Below are 14,668 nucleotides of genomic sequence, written 5' to 3'. Positions count from 1 at the left end.
CCGCTGGCCCCGGTCCGGATTTAGGGCCAGCAAAACCTCGGTTGAATGCTATTAAAAATATAGCTAAAACTGCCGGTAAACAGTGCGCAAGACAAGGTTTTGGCCACTTTTTCGGGCAGGCGCCTAGCGCTGGAAGGCGACCACCACCTGCCGCTGCTCGCCCAGCCCTTCAATCCCCAGTGCCATTTCGTCGCCTGCCTTTAGGTAGACCGGCGGCTTCATGCCCATGCCGACGCCAGGCGGCGTGCCGGTGGTCAGCACATCGCCGGGCTCCAGCGTCATGAACTGGCTGACATAGCTGACGATTTTGGCGACGCTGAAAATCATCGTCCGGGTCGATCCGGTCTGCATGCGCCGGCCGTTGACGTCCAGCCACATGCCCAGGTTCTGCGGATCACTCACCTCGTCGCGCGTGACCAGCCAGGGCCCAAGCGGGCCGAAGGTGTCGCAGCCCTTGCCCTTGTCCCAGGTGCCGCCGCGCTCGATCTGGAATTCGCGCTCGCTGATGTCGTTGATGGTGCAGTAGCCGGCGACGTGATTGAGCGCCTCGTCCTCGTCCACATAGCGCGCGCGGGTGCCGATGACCACGCCGAGCTCGACCTCCCAGTCGGTCTTGACCGAGTCCCGGGGCAGCATGACGGCGTCGGCAGGGCCCTGGATGCAGCTGGTGGCTTTCATGAAGACGATCGGTTCGGCAGGAATCGGCAAGCCGGATTCGGCGGCATGGTCGGCGTAATTCAGGCCAATGGCGATGAACTTGCGGGTGCCGGTCAGCGGGCTGCCCAGGCGCGGCGCGCCTTCGACCGCCGGCAGGGCGCTGGCGTCGTGCTGGCGCAGTGACTCCAGCGCCGCATCGCCCAGCTGGTCGGGGCCGATGTCGCTGACGAGGCCGCTCAGGTCGCGCAGCTGGCCTGCCGCATCGATGAGGCCGGGTTTTTCCTGGCCGGGGTGGCCGTAGCGAACAAGTTTCATGAATGGGGTTTCCTTTTTTTCCTTGGGGGGTTGAATCAATGCATCTTCAGTCAATGGCGTCAGATCGTGATGCCGCCGTCGATGTGGTAGGCCTGGCCGGTGACAAACGCCGATTCGTCGCTGGCCAGAAACACCACCAGCGGCGCAATTTCATGCGCCTGCGCCAGCCGGCCGATGGGCTGGCGCGCGACAAAGCCTTTTCGCGCTTCCACCGGGTCGTCAAACACATTGATACGCTCCTGCAGCGACGGCGTATCCACCGTGCCGGGGCAGACCGCATTGCAGCGCACGCCCTGACCCACATAATCGGCGGCGACGCTCTTGGTCAGGCCGATGACGGCGGCCTTGGACGCGCCGTACAGGAAGCGGTTGGGCAGGCCCTTGAAGCCGCAGACGCTGGCCATGTTGACGATGCTGCCGCCCTGGTTGGCCAGCATCTTCGGCAGCGCCGCCTGGATCATCCAGAACTGCGCGCGCACATTGAACTGAAAGGCAAAGTCCCATTCGGCATCGGTGGCCTGCAGCACCGAGCCGGCATGCACGAAACCGGCGCAGTTGAACAGCACATCGAGCGCCGGCAAGTCGTTCATCAGCGTTTGAATAGCCTGCTTGTCGAGCACGTCGAGCACCGCCGTGCGGACATGGGCCACGCCGTCATAACTGGCCAGCAGCGCCGGATTGACATCGGTCGCCCAGACCTGCGCGCCTTCGGCCGCCATGGCCAGTGCGCTGGCCTTGCCGATGCCCTGTCCGGCGGCCGTGACGAGGGCAGTTTTTCCTTCAAGTCTCATGTTCGATTCCTTGGGTTTTTCCAACAACAGACCGGCCATGCCCCGTTTTTTCACCAGCAGGCCCCGCACCTGAACGATTAAAAGCTCAGGCTCAGGGTTTTGCCTGATGGGTGAGAAACCGGTTTCATGGGATTATTAATTGGCCTTACCACTTGGCCAATTCTGGCTAACCCTTAATTTTTGGTTTTACCTTTTCCGCATGAAGCCTCTGCAACCTGTCGAACCCCAGCGCCTGTACCGGCAGATTGCCACGCAGTTGCGCGCGCTGATCAGCCAGGGCGAACTCAGCGTCGGCAGCCGCCTGCCGGCCGAGCGCGACCTGGCGAAACAACTGGGCGTGAGCCGGCCATCGGTGCGCGAGGCGCTGATTGCGCTGGAAGTCGAAGGCTGGGTCGAGGTGCGCACCGGCTCGGGCGTTTATGTGCTGGACCGCAGCAGCCAGGCCAGCCGCGTGGCCGCCCGCAGCCCGCAAATTCCGGCCGACGAATGGGGGCCGCTGGAGCTGATCCGCGCGCGCCGGGTGGTGGAAGGCGAAACCGCCGCCATCGCCGCCACCGAGGCCAGGCCCGGGCACATCGCAGCCATGGCCCAGGCGCTGGCCCGGATGCAACTTGACGCCGACCAGGACGTGCTGCCGCTTGAAGGCGACCGAGACTTTCACACCGCCATCGTCGAATCCTGCGGCAATGCCGTGCTGATTGAAACCGTGCAGCGCTTCTGGGACTCGCGGCGCGGGCCGCTGTTCGAGCGGTTGACCGGCTATTTTGAAACCCTGGATTCCTGGCGCGCCGCCATCGCCGAGCATGAAGCCATCCTGCAGGCCATCCGCCGCCACGACCCGGCCGCCGCCCGGCTAACCATGCACCAGCACATGGACAACTCGCACACCCGCTTCAGCGTGAGCTGGCGGCAGGCGCAAAAGCCCAGGGAACCCAGTTAGAGACATGAACCGCGCGGTGCATGACTGGCACATGCACCGGCCCCCCAAAGCCAGCCCATTCACCACCAAGAGGAGACACCATGAACGACTTGAAAACAAAACGATCAATGCTGAAAACCATAGCATGCTGCGCATTATTGGCGGGCGCCACTGGCATTTCGGGCATGGCATCGGCGCAAACCAAGCTGAAATGGGCGCATGTCTATGAAACCTCCGAGCCGTTTCACAAATGGTCGGTCTGGGCCGGCGACGAAATCAAGAAGCGCACCAACGGCAAGTACGAGGTGCAGGTGTTCCCGGCCTCCACGCTGGGCAAGGAAGCCGACATCAACCAGGGCCTGACGCTGGGCTCGGTGGACATCATCCTGAGCGGCGCCAGCTTTGCCGGCAACACCTACCGGCCGTTGGCCGTCACCTACTTTCCCTTCATCTTTCGCGACGCCGAGCACTTGCTGAGTTACGCCAAGAGCGATGTGTTCAAGGAACTGGCCAAGGGCTACGACGACAAGAGCGGCAACCACATCACCGCGCTCAACTACTACGGCGCGCGCCATGTCACCTCCAGCGCGGCCAAGCCGGTCGCCAAGCCCGAGGACATGAAGGGCCTGAAGATCCGTGTGCCCGATGCACCGGCCTACCTGGCGTTTCCCAAGGCGCTCGGCGCCAATGCCACGCCGATTGCCTTTGCCGAGGTCTACCTGGCACTGCAGAACGGCACCGTCGATGCGCAGGAAAATCCGCTGCCGACCATCGAGGCCAAGAAGTTCTTCGAAGTGCAAAAGAACATCTCGCTGACCGGCCACATCATCGACTCGCTGCTGACCATCACCTCCGGCCAGCTCTGGGGCAAGCTGTCGGCCGACGAGAAAAAGATTTTCTCGGAGGTGATGCAGGAAGCCGCCGAGAAGACCGGACGCGAGATCATTGCCTCCGAAATCCGCCTGGCCGAGGAGTTCAAGAAAAAGGGCAACAACGTCATCACGGTGGACAAGGCCGCCTTTCGCGAGGCGGTGCTGAAGAACACCAAGCCGACCGACCACGGCTACCGCCAGCAGGACTACGACCGCATCACGGCGCTGAAGTAGATGACGCCCGCTGGCCGCCTTGCCTTAGGGCCTGGCGGCCCGTCTTGTGACCCGATTGACTGTTTGCGGAGTGCCCATGAGCGACAAAATCATCAGCGACGACGGCGAGTTCCACACCGAGGATGAGGAATTCGATCTGTCCACCACCACACCCGAGGCCTGGCTGGCACTGGCCTTTTTCTGGCTGCTGGGCCTGACGGTGTTCTACCAGTTCATCACCCGCTATGTGTTCAACGATTCGGCCGCCTGGACCGAGGAAATCGCCCGCTATCAGCTGATTGCGGTGGTGTTCATTGGCGCGGCCATCGGCGTCGTCAAGAACAACCACATCCAGGTCGATTTCTTTTACCGCCACATGCCGGCGCGCATGGGCCGGCTGATGTCGGGCCTGGTGGACGGGGTGCGCATCGCCTTTTTTGCCGCCGCCGTGGTCATGACGGTGCAAATGATGCTCAAGATCGGCAACCAGACGCGCATGACAGTGGTGGACCTGCCGATGAACATCGTCTATGCGCTGTGTCTGCTGGGCTTTGCGGTGATGCTGCTGCGCTCGGTGCAGGTCGCCGTGGTCCATTACCGGCGCGGCTACAGCGTGCTGGAACGGCCCGACGCCACCATGCAGGACCGGTAAACCCCCCGCCATCCAACAGGCCCCCACATGCTGAAAATTTTCTTCCTGCTCTTCATGGGCGCCGGCATTCCGGTGGCCATCGCCATGGCCGGCGCGTCGCTGGTCTACATCCTGTTCAGCGGCAGCTTGCCGCCGTTTGTGGTCATTCACCGCATGGTGTCGGGCATTGACAGCTTTCCGCTGCTGGCCGTGCCCTTTTTCATCCTCGCCGGCAACCTGATGAACAACGCCGGCATCACCACGCGCATCTACAACTTTGCCCTGGCGCTGGTCGGCTGGCTCAAGGGCGGCCTGGGCCATGTCAACGTCGTCGGCTCGGTGATCTTTGCCGGCATGAGCGGCACGGCGATTGCCGACGCGGCCGGGCTGGGCACCATCGAGATCAAGGCGATGAAAGAGCACGGCTATTCGTCCGAATTTGCGGTGGGCGTGACGGCGGCATCGGCCACGCTGGGCCCCATCATTCCGCCCAGCCTGCCCTTCGTGATCTACGGGATGATGGCCAATGTGTCCATCGGGGCGCTGTTTTTGGCCGGGCTGCTGCCGGGGCTGCTGCTGGCATTCCTGATGATGCTGACGGTGGCGTACTTTGCCCACAAGAACCAATGGGGCGGCGACATCCGCTTTTCAGGCAGCCGTTTCGGCAAGGCGCTGGTCGAGCTCGCCGTGGTGGCCGGCTGGCCGCTGGCGCTGTGGGGCCTGATCAGCGTGGGCGCGCCGCCGCAACTCACCGTTTTGCTGGGCCTGGTGGCGCTGTTCGTGCTCGACAAGCTGTTCAGCTTTGAAGCCGTGCTGCCCATCATGACGCCGGTGCTTTTGATTGGCGGCATGACCACCGGCCTCTTCACCCCCACCGAAGGCGCGATTGCCGCCTGCGTCTGGGCCATGGTGCTGGGCTTTGCCTGGTACCGCACGCTGAAGTTCAGGATGTTCGTCAAGGTCTGCCTGGACACGGTGGAAACCACCGCCACCGTGCTGTTCATCGTCGCCGCCGCCTCGATTTTTGGCTGGATGCTGACGGCCACCGGCGTGACGGCCGGCATTGCCGAATGGGTGCTGGGTTTCACGCAGGAAGCGTGGGTGTTTTTGCTGCTGGCCAACCTCTTGATGCTGTTTGTCGGCTGCTTTCTGGAGCCGACCGCCGCCATCACCATCCTGGTACCTATCTTGCTGCCGATCACGCAAAAGCTGGGCATCGACCCGGTGCATTTCGGGCTGGTGATGGTGCTCAATTTGATGATCGGCCTGCTGCACCCGCCGATGGGCATGGTGCTGTTCGTGCTGGCGCGGGTGGCCAAGCTGTCGGTCGAGCGCACCACCATGGCTATTTTGCCGTGGCTGTTTCCCCTGCTGGTCAGCCTCGGGATCATCACCTACTTCCCCAAGGCGGTGCTCTGGCTGCCAAAGATGTTTTACTGATTGATTGTTGAGAGGCCACGCCATGACCCCCTTTATCCGCCTACATCCCGCCGACGACGTGCTGATTGCCCGGGCCCAACTGGTCGGTGGCACCCAGGTCGAACACATCACCGTCAAGGGCCTGATCCCGCCCGGCCACAAGGTCGCCACGCGCGCGCTGGCCGCCGGCGAGCCGGTGCGGCGCTACAACCAGATCATCGGCTTTGCCAGCAAGCCGATTGCGCCGGGCGAGCATGTGCACACCCACAACCTGGACATGGGACCTAGCAAGGGCGACTTTGCGCGCGACTACGCCATTGGCGCCGACGTGAAGCCGCCCGCCCCGCTGCGCGAAGCGACGTTCATGGGCATCAAGCGGGCCGACGGCCGGGTGGCGACGCGCAACTACATCGGCATTTTGTCCAGCGTCAACTGCTCGGCCACGGCAGCGCGCGCGATTGCCGACCATTTCTCGCGCCAGACCCACCCGTCGGCGCTGCAGGATTTTCCGAACGTCGATGGCGTGGTGGCGCTGACCCACGGCACCGGCTGCGGCATGGACACCGAAGGCATGGGCATGCAGATCCTGCAGCGCACCCTGGCCGGCTATGCCACCCATGCCAACTTTGCCGGCGTGCTGGTCGTCGGCCTGGGCTGCGAGGCCAACCAGATCAATGCCTGGCTGGCGCACAGCGCGCTGAAGGAAGGCGACAACTTTCGCGTCTTCAACATCCAGGACACTGGCGGCACGCGAAAGACGGTGGAAAAAGGCATTGCGCTGATCCAGGACATGCTGCCGCGCGCCAACGACGTGCAGCGCGAACCGTGCAGCGCCGCGCACATCACCATCGGCCTGCAGTGCGGCGGCTCCGACGGCTATTCGGGCATCAGCGCCAACCCGGCACTCGGCGCGGCGGTGGACCTGCTGGTGGCCCACGGCGGCACCGCCATCCTGAGCGAAACACCCGAAATCTACGGCGCCGAACACCTGCTGACGCGCCGCGCCGTGCGGCCCGACATTGCCGAAAAACTGATTGCCCGCATCAAGTGGTGGGAGCACTACACCGCGATCAACGAAGGCGAGATGAACAACAACCCGTCGCCCGGCAACAAGGCCGGCGGGCTGACGACGATTCTGGAAAAGTCGCTGGGCGCGGTGGCCAAGGGCGGCACCAGCAACCTCGAAGCCGTCTATGAATATGCCGAGCCGGTCAGCGCCCACGGATTTGTCTACATGGACACGCCGGGCTACGACCCGGTCAGCGCCACCGGCCAGGTGGCGGGCGGCGCCAACGTGATCTGCTTCACCACCGGACGCGGCTCGGCGTATGGCTGCGCGCCCTCGCCGTCGCTGAAACTCGCCACCAACACCGCGCTGTGGCAGCGCCAGGAAGAAGACATGGACATCAACTGTGGCGAGATCATCGACGGCGGCGTGTCGGTGCAGGCCATGGGTCAACGCATTTTCGAGCAGGTGCTGGCCACGGCCTCGGGCCGGCAGAGCAAGAGCGAGCAGCACGGCTACGGGCAGAACGAGTTTGTGCCGTGGCAAGTTGGCGCGGTGATGTAAACCCAAGGATTTTATGCAAAAAGTGATTCCTGCGCACACCCTGCGGGCACAGTGCGCTAGCGTTTTAATAGCGGCGGGCAGTTCGTCGGCAGAAGCCGAAAAAGTCGCCGCCAACCTGGTCATGGCCAACCTGAGCGGCCACGACTCGCACGGCGTGGGCATGCTGCCGCGCTATGTCGATGCAGTGCTCGAAGGCGGCTTGACGCCCAACGCCAGCGTGCAGACCGTGCTCGATGCGGGATCGTTGCTCAGCTTGAACGGCCAGCGCGGCTACGGCCAGGTCATCGGCGAGCAGGCGATGGCGCTGGGCATGGCCAAAGCCAAACTGCACGGCAGCTGCATCCTGGCGCTGGCCGAGTCGCACCACCTGGGGCGCATCGGCCACTTTGCCGAGATGGCCGTGGCCGAGGGGCTGGTGTCGCTGCATTTCGTCAATGTCAAGTCGCGAGCGGTGGTCGCGCCGTGGGGCGGCAGCGACGGGCGCTTTGGCACGAATCCGTGCTGCATCGGCATTCCGCTGAAAGAACAGCCGCCCTTCATTCTTGATTTTGCGACCAGCCGCGTGGCCCAGGGCAAGATGCGCGTCGCCTACAACCAGGGCCAGGCGGTAGCACCCGGCCTGCTGATCGACGAGCACGGCCGGCCGACCACCGACCCCGGCGTGGTCGTCGTGCCGCAGCCGAACGGATTTTTTGGCGCGCTGATGCCCTTCGGTGAACACAAGGGCTATGGGTTGGCGGTGGCCTGCGAACTGCTGGGCGGCGCGCTGACCGGCGGCGGCACCTGGCATTCCACCAACGTCCACAGCCGGGCCATCCTCAACAGCATGCTGACGGTGCTGATCGATCCGGTGAAGCTCGGCACGCAGGCGGCGTTTGACACCGAAGCCCGGGCTTTCGTGGACTGGCTGCGCCAGAGTCCGCCCGCAGGCGGTTTTGGCACGGTGCAGGTGGCCGGCGAGCCCGAGCGGGCGATGCGCCTGCAGCGCGAGCAGGACGGCATCGAGGTGGACCTTCAGACCTGGCAGGAAATCATCCTGGCCGCCGGCAAGGTCGGCGCCAGCATCTGATTCCATGGAACGGATGGCCTGGCGTTCATGGCGCTAGGGGCACAGGCCAAGAATCCGTTCCTGCTGCGAGCACATTCTTGCCGGTTGCCTTGATTTCACCGTGGCAGCCGGCCTGGCGGTTTCGGCCACGCAGGACCGAAGCTCGCGCGCTGTCGGGGCGTAGTAGATCCATCCCCGACCGAGTTCCGGCAGGGCCAGTTCAACCTCGCCCCACTTCGGGTGTCCTTTTTCCTTGAGCTGCGAGAAATTCTGGCACAAGGAGCGCGCCATGCCCCGCAGGTGGCTTTCGGTGTCCCTGAGCTGAAAATCGTAGGTCACCAGAAAAGCCTTGACCGCCAGTCCCGGGATGTCGGCTGCCAGCAGGCTGGGGTAATTGCTGGCGCGCACGGTAGCGGGAAAGTAGGTCTTGAGAACGGCTTCGCTGGAGGCATGGCTGGGGTCGAACTTGAGCAGCTTGATCAGCTTTCGCGACTCGGGCTTCATGTCCACGAGCAACTTGGCAGGCTGGCCTGCCACGACGGCGACCACGTCAAGGGTCTTGTCGGTGACCAGTTTGGCCAGGGCTTCCTCGTTGGAAAGGTAGCTCGTGCTGTCGGGCATGGCTTCGTTGAACATCTGGCGGTAGAGCGTGGTCGATGTCAGCGCCGTGCCGCTGCCGGACTCGCCGGCGTTGAGTTTTGCGTTTTTGATGTCGTGAATGAAGTTTCGCTCCGAATCTGCCCGCGCGATGAAGTAGATTTCCTCGTTGTAGAGCGGCATGATCACGCGCAGCGGCCGTATCAAGGCGCGGGCGGCAGAATTGCCCCCGGCTGCAACGTCAAGAAACGACTGGTAGACGTCTGACTGCACCAGGGCCAGCTTGACACCGGGTTCGTAGCGCAGCAGCTTGACGTTCTCGGCCGATCCGGCTGAGGGCAGCACGTCAAGCTTGATGTCCGCCGCCGGCGCCACGAACTGCGCCAGATCGCGTCCTATCTTGATGTAGGTGCCGCGTTCGGACGCGGTCACGATCTTGTAATTCACCTCAGCCACTGCCGTCGAAGCGTGGCAAAGCATTGCTGCTGTCAGCAGTGCGCTCAAGACGGGTTTTTCCATGGTGTTTCTCTTTCGGTTCATGAAGGCGAGTCGCATAGCCCCAGCGTTGCAACGGCCGGAAGACATTCTTTGATGGCGGGTGGGATCGGGCGGGTTTTTCCCCTGGCTTCAATGGCCGGCGAAGGGCTGGCAGGCGTTTGGGCGGCCATGCCAGGCTGCGAAGGGGCTGGCAATTTTGCTGCCCCGGCAGCGCCATTTCTACCAGGCGATCCAGCAGTTGCGGGTTCCGGCGGCATTTTTTGCGCCAGTCTCTGCCGGACTGACGCCAGCCCGCTGGCCGCAAGCCGCGACCTGTCATCGTTGTCGCCAAACCGGGTTGAATACGTCAGCAGGCTGTCCGCCAACAGGATTTGCGCGCGCGCCAGCCATTCGGCGCGGTGAAACGCGGCCGCAGGATTCTCTCGAAGGCTCAGGTCTGCATAGTGCTGTCCAAGCCGGTATTTCGCGTCGGCGGACTCGACGGAAGCCGCGCCCTTGAGCTTGTCTGCGATCCTGCACGACATCAACAAGCCCACCTCGGCGTCGCGCTCGCGACCCGAGGCCGAGGCTTCATTGCTCAGGACAACGAAAGAGGCAATGTCCACCGCTGCCAGGCCGGTCACGTCCGCCTGCATGGGGAACTTTCCGTCCTTGTCGCCTGCCGCTGGCACCACAGGCTCCGAGGGACACATGACGAGTTGCGCCGATTCCGGTCCGGCCAACCCGGACCGTGCAGCATTCGGTCTTTCCCCGCCAGGCAGGTCTGAAGGGCCTGTGTTCAACAGCAGCCATCCACCCAGTCCCATGGCCCCGCCAATGGCGATGAACCACGGGGCAAAGGCCGCAAGGTGCCTCGGCTGCGCCATGATGGGCCCGAGCCCGGGGGCTGCTGGCTGCTGCGGACCAAGCCCTTGCGGAAACGAAAAGCCATCAGGCTTTGGTCGGTCAGGCGGCTCGCTTGATGCAGACCCTCGCGCCTGCCAGGCATCCAGAAGTGCCGATGCACCGAGTGCTGGCGGCGCAACATCGGGCGGGACAGGGCCAGACCCTGACGCTGGAAATGGACGATCGGCTGTCACCCGCTCGGACATGGTTTGCTGCGGCGCAGCCTCACGCTTGGGCAGTTCACCGGTGGGGTGCGAGCGCGGTTTGTTCCCTGTTTCTGCCTGAGGCGCTGTTCCGGACACCGTACGCTTCGCGAAAAACGCTGCTAAACCCTTGGGGATGCTCATCGACCGACGATAGCCCGGCAATGCAGGCCTCGAAGACCGCACAACAATACGTTGCAACGTTTGCAACGTTTATAAATTAGCTTCCCATTGCAAAACTGTGCTTTCGCCCGGGAAGGCTGAAAGCGCATGTTTCGAAAGTGGCGGTGCCTGGATTTATGTCGCGCAAATGAAAATGTCGGGAGAAAAACACCTGGTTGAAACGGCCAGTGGTTACCCTGTCACGGCGCCGTGCTGTCTCCGGTTTGCACCCGCAGCCCGCGGGCCAACAGGTTGGCATAGAACGCGCGCAGCCCGAAGGTCCAGGGCGCCACCCGGTCGCAGTGGTTCACGTCATTCACCAGCCGGCCGAGCTGCGGGCTGGAAATGTGCACCACGTCGCCGAGCTGATGGGTGAAGCCGCTGCCGGGCTGGCCCCGGTCCTGCGTCGGCGCAAACAGGGTGCCGAGGAACAGCATCACGCCATCGGGATACTGGTGGTGCGCGCCCAGCGTCTGCGCCACCAGGTCCAGCGGGTCGCGGCTGATCTGCGCCATCGAGCTGCTGCCCTGCAGCGCGAAACCGTCAAGCCCTTCGACCTGCAGGCTGACGGTGCAGCGGCGCACATCGTCAAGGGAGTAACTGGCATCGAACAGCCGGATGAAGGGCCCGATGGCGCACGAGGCGTTGTTGTCCTTGGCCTTGCCCAGCAGCAGCGCGCTGCGGCCCTCGAAGTCGCGCAGGTTCACGTCGTTGCCCAGGCTGGCGCCCACGGTGTCGCCCCGGCTGTTCACGGCCAGGACGATCTCGGGCTCGGGGTTGTTCCAGGCCGAGCCGGGATGGATGCCGATCTGCGCGCCGCTGCCGACGCTGGACAGCACCGGCGCCTTGGTGAACACCTCGGCATCGGGGCCGATGCCGACTTCGAGGTACTGCGACCACAGGCCTTTGTCGATCAGCAGTGCCTTGAGCTGCATGGCCTGCGGCGAACCGGGGCGGATGGCGGCCAGGTCGCCGCCCAGCAGTTCCACAACCTGCCGGCGCACGGCGTCCGCCTGCGCGGCGTCGCCCCGGGCCTGCTCCTCGATCACCCGCTCGATCAGGCTGGCGGCAAAGGTCACGCCGGCGGCCTTGATGACTTGCAGGTCGCAGGGCGCAAGCAGGCGCAGCACTTGCGGGTCGTCAGACTGCACCCCTGAGTCGGGCATCAGCTGGTCGATGCTGCCAACCCGGCGCCCGGGGGCGGCGCGCACCTGCGCCACCGGATCGGCCGCATCGAGCAGGTCGCTCATGGTGGCGAAATGCGCCGACAGGTCGTACACGCCGTCCGGACGCAAGACGATGACCGATGGCCCCGGCACCGGGCCGGGAACCCAGGCGCGGCCGACCAGGGTTCCGGTGAGTCCGTCGTCAGGCAGCCAATGCGTGGCAGGCGGTTTTTTCATGGGAATGTCTCCGTTTTTAAGTTGTGATTGCGTGGAAAGGAAAGATTCAGGTATCGGATGCCGGCGGCAGCCGGTAGAGCCGCCGGGCATTGCCCTCCATCACGGCGTCTCGCGCCTGCGGACCCAGGCCGGCGAGCAAGTGCCGCGTTTCGGCGAACCACTGGCCATAGCTGCCAGCCAGTTCAAGCACCGGCCAGTCGCTGCCCCACACCAGCCGGTCGGCGCCAAAGCAGGCCAGCACATGCGCGGCCCAGGGCCGTACCGCACCGGGGGCGGGCGCGGGTCCGGCCTCGGTCAGCAGGCCGGAGAGTTTGCAAAAAACATTGGTCTGCGAAGCCAGCCGGGCCATGCCGTCGGCCCATGGCTGCCATAGGGCGGCGGCCATGTCGGGCTTGCCGGCGTGGTCGATGACGATGCGCAACGCCGGATGACGCCCGGCCAGCGTCAGGAGGTGCGGCAGATGCACCGGCTTGACCAGCGCGTCGAGCACCAGATGGCAGTCGGCCATGGCCCGCAGCGCCGGTGCCAGCGCGGGCTGCAGGATCCATTCGGCGTCCGGCAGGTCCTGGAGCATGGGGCGCAAGCCCTTGAGCCGGGGCTGGCGCGCCAGCCGTTCAATGCGTGCCGGCGCGTCGGCGGCCGCCAGATCGACCCAGCCGACCACGCCCAGCACGGCCGGGTGGGCGTCGGCCTGCGCCAGCAGGAAAGCGGTTTCCGCTTCGGTCGGCGCAGCCTGTACCAGCACGCCGCCGGTCACGCCATGCGGTGCCGACTGCGCCTGCCAGTCATCAACCGCCACATCGCGGCAGATTGGCGCCAGCGCGTGCGTGAGCCAGCCATAGTCGCCACGCGCCAGCTGCCAGCAATGAAAGTGGGCGTCGATGCTCATGGCGTGGGCGCCGCGTCAGGAATCAGCCCTTGTGCCCGCAGCGCGGCCCAGAATTCAGGCGCTATTGGATGCCGCAGCATGGCTTGCGCATCCTCCCATTCCGCCACCTTGCGCGCGCCCAGCATGACGATTTCCACCGCCGGATGCGCGAGGGGAAATTGCAGGGCCGCCGCACGCAGGGGAACGCCAAAAACATCACACACCGATTCGATCCGGGCGGTGCGTTCCACCCATTCACGCGCCGCCGGTGCGTAGTTGAACGTCGCCGAACCGCCGCGCGTGCCGGTGGCCAGAATGCCCGAATTGAACACCCCGCCCAGCGCCACCCGCACGCCGCGCGCTGTGCATTGCGGCAGCAGTTCGGCCAGCGCGCTGTGGTCCAGCAGGCTGTAGCGGCCGGCCAGCATCAGCGCATCGAGGGCGGCTTCGGCCAGCACCTGTCGCACCACGTTCACGTCATTGGTGCCCAGCCCGATGGCGCCGACCAGGCCTTCCTCCTGGAGTTGCCGCAGCGCCGGCAGCGTTTCGTCCAGCACCTGCCGCAGCACCTTTGGCGCGTTCGTGCCGTGCGTGGCCGCGTCGGGATCATGCACATAGGCCACGTCGAACCGGGCCAGGCCCAGCCGCTGCAGGCTGTCCTCCACGCTGCGGCGTGTGCCGGCGGTGCTGAAATCCCAGGCTTGCCGGAACGGCAGGATGTCTACATAGCCATGCTGGGCGCGCGCGGCAGCAGCATCGGGCGTGAGCAGCCGCCCGACCTTGCTCGACAACACGAAGCCGCCGCGCGGCTGGCCGCGCAGTGCAGCGCCCAGCCGGTGTTCGGACAGGCCGTGGCCGTAGTGCGGCGCGGTGTCAAAGCTGCGGCAGCCGCTGTGCCATGCCGCATCCACCAGTTGCCGGGCTTCATCATCGCTGACCGCTTCAAACAGGTTGCCCAGTGGCGCGCCGCCCAGGCCGAGCCGCAAGCCGCTGCCAGCGCAGGGAGGAAAGAAAAAAGTCATTTCAGGGTAAATCCTGATAAAAGTTTACCAATCGTATAACTAACATGTTAGTTCTTGGCACCGGGAAATCCCGAGGTTCCGACCACAAATTGCACCACCTTCACGCCTTGATCCAACGCCGCACTGACCCGTAAACCACGCTCGACGCATGCTGAAAAACATTCCCCCGCTGCTGACGCCCGATGCCCTGCATGCGCTGGCCAGCATGGGCCATGGCGACGACGTGGCCATCGTCGATGCGAATTTTCCGGCAGCCGGCACGGCCGGCAAAGGCGGTGCGCGGCTGGTGCAGCTGGCCGGGGCCAACGCCACGCAAGCGCTCAAGGCCGTGCTGCAGGTCCTGCCGCTCGACGATTTCGTGCCGCAAGCGGCCTGGACCATGCAGGTGGTTGGCGATGCGGATGCGATTCCCGAACCCGTGGCCGAGTTCGCGGCCGAACTGCGGCAGGCTGGCGAAGCGCCCGCCGCGACCTTGGAGAGCTTTGATTTTTACCAGCGCGCGCAGTCGGCCTTCCTGATTCTGCGCACCGGCGAGACGCGCGCATACGGCAACATTTTGCTGCGCAAGGGCGTCATCGCCAGCGACGCGGCTTGA

General features: G+C 64.6%; 14 protein-coding genes. 7 read left to right on the top strand and 7 right to left on the bottom strand.

What is annotated here, in order from left to right; translation table 11 throughout:
* Positions 1–123: 123 nt before the first annotated feature.
* Both IWX85_RS16555 and IWX85_RS16550 read right to left on the bottom strand, forming a co-directional pair.
* A complete protein-coding gene (locus tag IWX85_RS16555) occupies positions 124–972 on the bottom strand; it encodes a fumarylacetoacetate hydrolase family protein (RefSeq protein ID WP_196870451.1) in 849 nt (282 codons plus the stop codon).
* 59 nt (positions 973–1,031) lie between these two features.
* Entirely contained in the window at positions 1,032–1,763 is a 732-nt protein-coding gene (locus IWX85_RS16550) for an SDR family oxidoreductase (protein WP_196870450.1), read from the bottom strand.
* Positions 1,764–1,962: 199 nt separating this feature from the next.
* Between IWX85_RS16550 and IWX85_RS16545 the strand changes: the two genes are divergently transcribed.
* The 6 genes from IWX85_RS16545 (at position 1,963) to IWX85_RS16520 (ending at position 8,456) form a co-directional block, all read left to right on the top strand.
* Positions 1,963–2,703, top strand: coding sequence for a FadR/GntR family transcriptional regulator (locus IWX85_RS16545; protein ID WP_196870449.1), 741 nt, complete (start codon positions 1,963–1,965; stop codon positions 2,701–2,703).
* An 80-nt stretch (positions 2,704–2,783) separates the two neighbouring features.
* Positions 2,784–3,788, top strand: a complete 1,005-nt coding sequence (locus IWX85_RS16540; protein WP_196870448.1) for a sialic acid TRAP transporter substrate-binding protein SiaP — start codon at positions 2,784–2,786, stop codon at positions 3,786–3,788.
* Positions 3,789–3,864: 76 nt separating this feature from the next.
* A complete protein-coding gene (locus IWX85_RS16535; protein WP_196870447.1) occupies positions 3,865–4,419 on the top strand; it encodes a TRAP transporter small permease in 555 nt (184 codons plus the stop codon).
* A gap of 27 nt (positions 4,420–4,446) precedes the next feature.
* Complete coding sequence (locus IWX85_RS16530; protein WP_196870446.1) at positions 4,447–5,838, top strand: TRAP transporter large permease; 1,392 nt, start codon at positions 4,447–4,449, stop codon at positions 5,836–5,838.
* 22 nt (positions 5,839–5,860) lie between these two features.
* Positions 5,861–7,387, top strand: coding sequence for a UxaA family hydrolase (locus IWX85_RS16525; RefSeq protein ID WP_196870445.1), 1,527 nt, complete (start codon positions 5,861–5,863; stop codon positions 7,385–7,387).
* Between the two features lie 13 nt (positions 7,388–7,400).
* Positions 7,401–8,456 (top strand): malate/lactate/ureidoglycolate dehydrogenase, encoded by a 1,056-nt coding sequence (locus tag IWX85_RS16520; protein WP_196870444.1) that lies wholly within the window; start codon positions 7,401–7,403, stop codon positions 8,454–8,456.
* Positions 8,457–8,489: 33 nt separating this feature from the next.
* On the opposite strand, the gene IWX85_RS16515 is transcribed toward IWX85_RS16520, so the two are convergent.
* From IWX85_RS16515 to IWX85_RS16495, 5 genes are all read right to left on the bottom strand, one after another.
* On the bottom strand, positions 8,490–9,551 hold the full coding sequence (locus IWX85_RS16515) for a TAXI family TRAP transporter solute-binding subunit (protein ID WP_196870443.1): 1,062 nt from the start codon (positions 9,549–9,551) through the stop codon (positions 8,490–8,492).
* 17 nt (positions 9,552–9,568) lie between these two features.
* Positions 9,569–10,396 carry a hypothetical protein gene (locus IWX85_RS16510; protein ID WP_196870442.1) on the bottom strand — a complete coding sequence of 276 codons (828 nt, stop codon included), beginning with the start codon at positions 10,394–10,396 and terminating at the stop codon, positions 9,569–9,571.
* Between the two features lie 584 nt (positions 10,397–10,980).
* Positions 10,981–12,183 (bottom strand): fumarylacetoacetate hydrolase family protein, encoded by a 1,203-nt coding sequence (locus tag IWX85_RS16505; RefSeq protein ID WP_196870441.1) that lies wholly within the window; start codon positions 12,181–12,183, stop codon positions 10,981–10,983.
* A 46-nt stretch (positions 12,184–12,229) separates the two neighbouring features.
* Complete coding sequence (locus IWX85_RS16500; RefSeq protein ID WP_036807462.1) at positions 12,230–13,072, bottom strand: amidohydrolase; 843 nt, start codon at positions 13,070–13,072, stop codon at positions 12,230–12,232.
* Positions 13,069–14,073: an aldo/keto reductase gene (locus IWX85_RS16495; RefSeq protein WP_196870440.1), complete on the bottom strand. Its 1,005-nt coding sequence runs from the start codon at positions 14,071–14,073 to the stop codon at positions 13,069–13,071. The genes IWX85_RS16500 and IWX85_RS16495 overlap by 4 nt, the downstream gene beginning before the upstream one ends.
* 148 nt (positions 14,074–14,221) lie before the next feature.
* Between IWX85_RS16495 and IWX85_RS16490 the strand changes: the two genes are divergently transcribed.
* The gene (locus IWX85_RS16490; protein WP_196870439.1) at positions 14,222–14,668 is read left to right on the top strand and encodes an RbsD/FucU family protein; all 447 of its coding nucleotides are present in this window, start codon (positions 14,222–14,224) and stop codon (positions 14,666–14,668) included.

Origin of the sequence: Polaromonas sp. CG_9.11 (assembly GCF_015752225.1) — a bacterium.
Classification (GTDB): Bacteria; Pseudomonadota; Gammaproteobacteria; order Burkholderiales; family Burkholderiaceae_C; genus Polaromonas.
The sequence above is the reverse complement of the archived record's forward strand: the minus strand, read 5'-3'. Positions and strand labels throughout refer to the sequence as shown.

Coding starts and splice junctions, on each gene's coding strand:
- IWX85_RS16530 (WP_196870446.1), top strand. CDS start 4,447: ATGCTGAAAATTTTCTTCCTGCTCTTCATGGGCGCCGGCATTCCGGTG.
- IWX85_RS16500 (WP_036807462.1), bottom strand. CDS start 13,072: ATGAGCATCGACGCCCACTTTCATTGCTGGCAGCTGGCGCGTGGCGAC.
- IWX85_RS16515 (WP_196870443.1), bottom strand. CDS start 9,551: ATGGAAAAACCCGTCTTGAGCGCACTGCTGACAGCAGCAATGCTTTGC.
- IWX85_RS16555 (WP_196870451.1), bottom strand. CDS start 972: ATGAAACTTGTTCGCTACGGCCACCCCGGCCAGGAAAAACCCGGCCTC.
- IWX85_RS16540 (WP_196870448.1), top strand. CDS start 2,784: ATGAACGACTTGAAAACAAAACGATCAATGCTGAAAACCATAGCATGC.
- IWX85_RS16520 (WP_196870444.1), top strand. CDS start 7,401: ATGCAAAAAGTGATTCCTGCGCACACCCTGCGGGCACAGTGCGCTAGC.
- IWX85_RS16535 (WP_196870447.1), top strand. CDS start 3,865: ATGAGCGACAAAATCATCAGCGACGACGGCGAGTTCCACACCGAGGAT.
- IWX85_RS16510 (WP_196870442.1), bottom strand. CDS start 10,396: ATGGCGCAGCCGAGGCACCTTGCGGCCTTTGCCCCGTGGTTCATCGCC.
- IWX85_RS16550 (WP_196870450.1), bottom strand. CDS start 1,763: ATGAGACTTGAAGGAAAAACTGCCCTCGTCACGGCCGCCGGACAGGGC.
- IWX85_RS16505 (WP_196870441.1), bottom strand. CDS start 12,183: ATGAAAAAACCGCCTGCCACGCATTGGCTGCCTGACGACGGACTCACC.
- IWX85_RS16545 (WP_196870449.1), top strand. CDS start 1,963: ATGAAGCCTCTGCAACCTGTCGAACCCCAGCGCCTGTACCGGCAGATT.
- IWX85_RS16525 (WP_196870445.1), top strand. CDS start 5,861: ATGACCCCCTTTATCCGCCTACATCCCGCCGACGACGTGCTGATTGCC.
- IWX85_RS16490 (WP_196870439.1), top strand. CDS start 14,222: ATGCTGAAAAACATTCCCCCGCTGCTGACGCCCGATGCCCTGCATGCG.
- IWX85_RS16495 (WP_196870440.1), bottom strand. CDS start 14,073: ATGACTTTTTTCTTTCCTCCCTGCGCTGGCAGCGGCTTGCGGCTCGGC.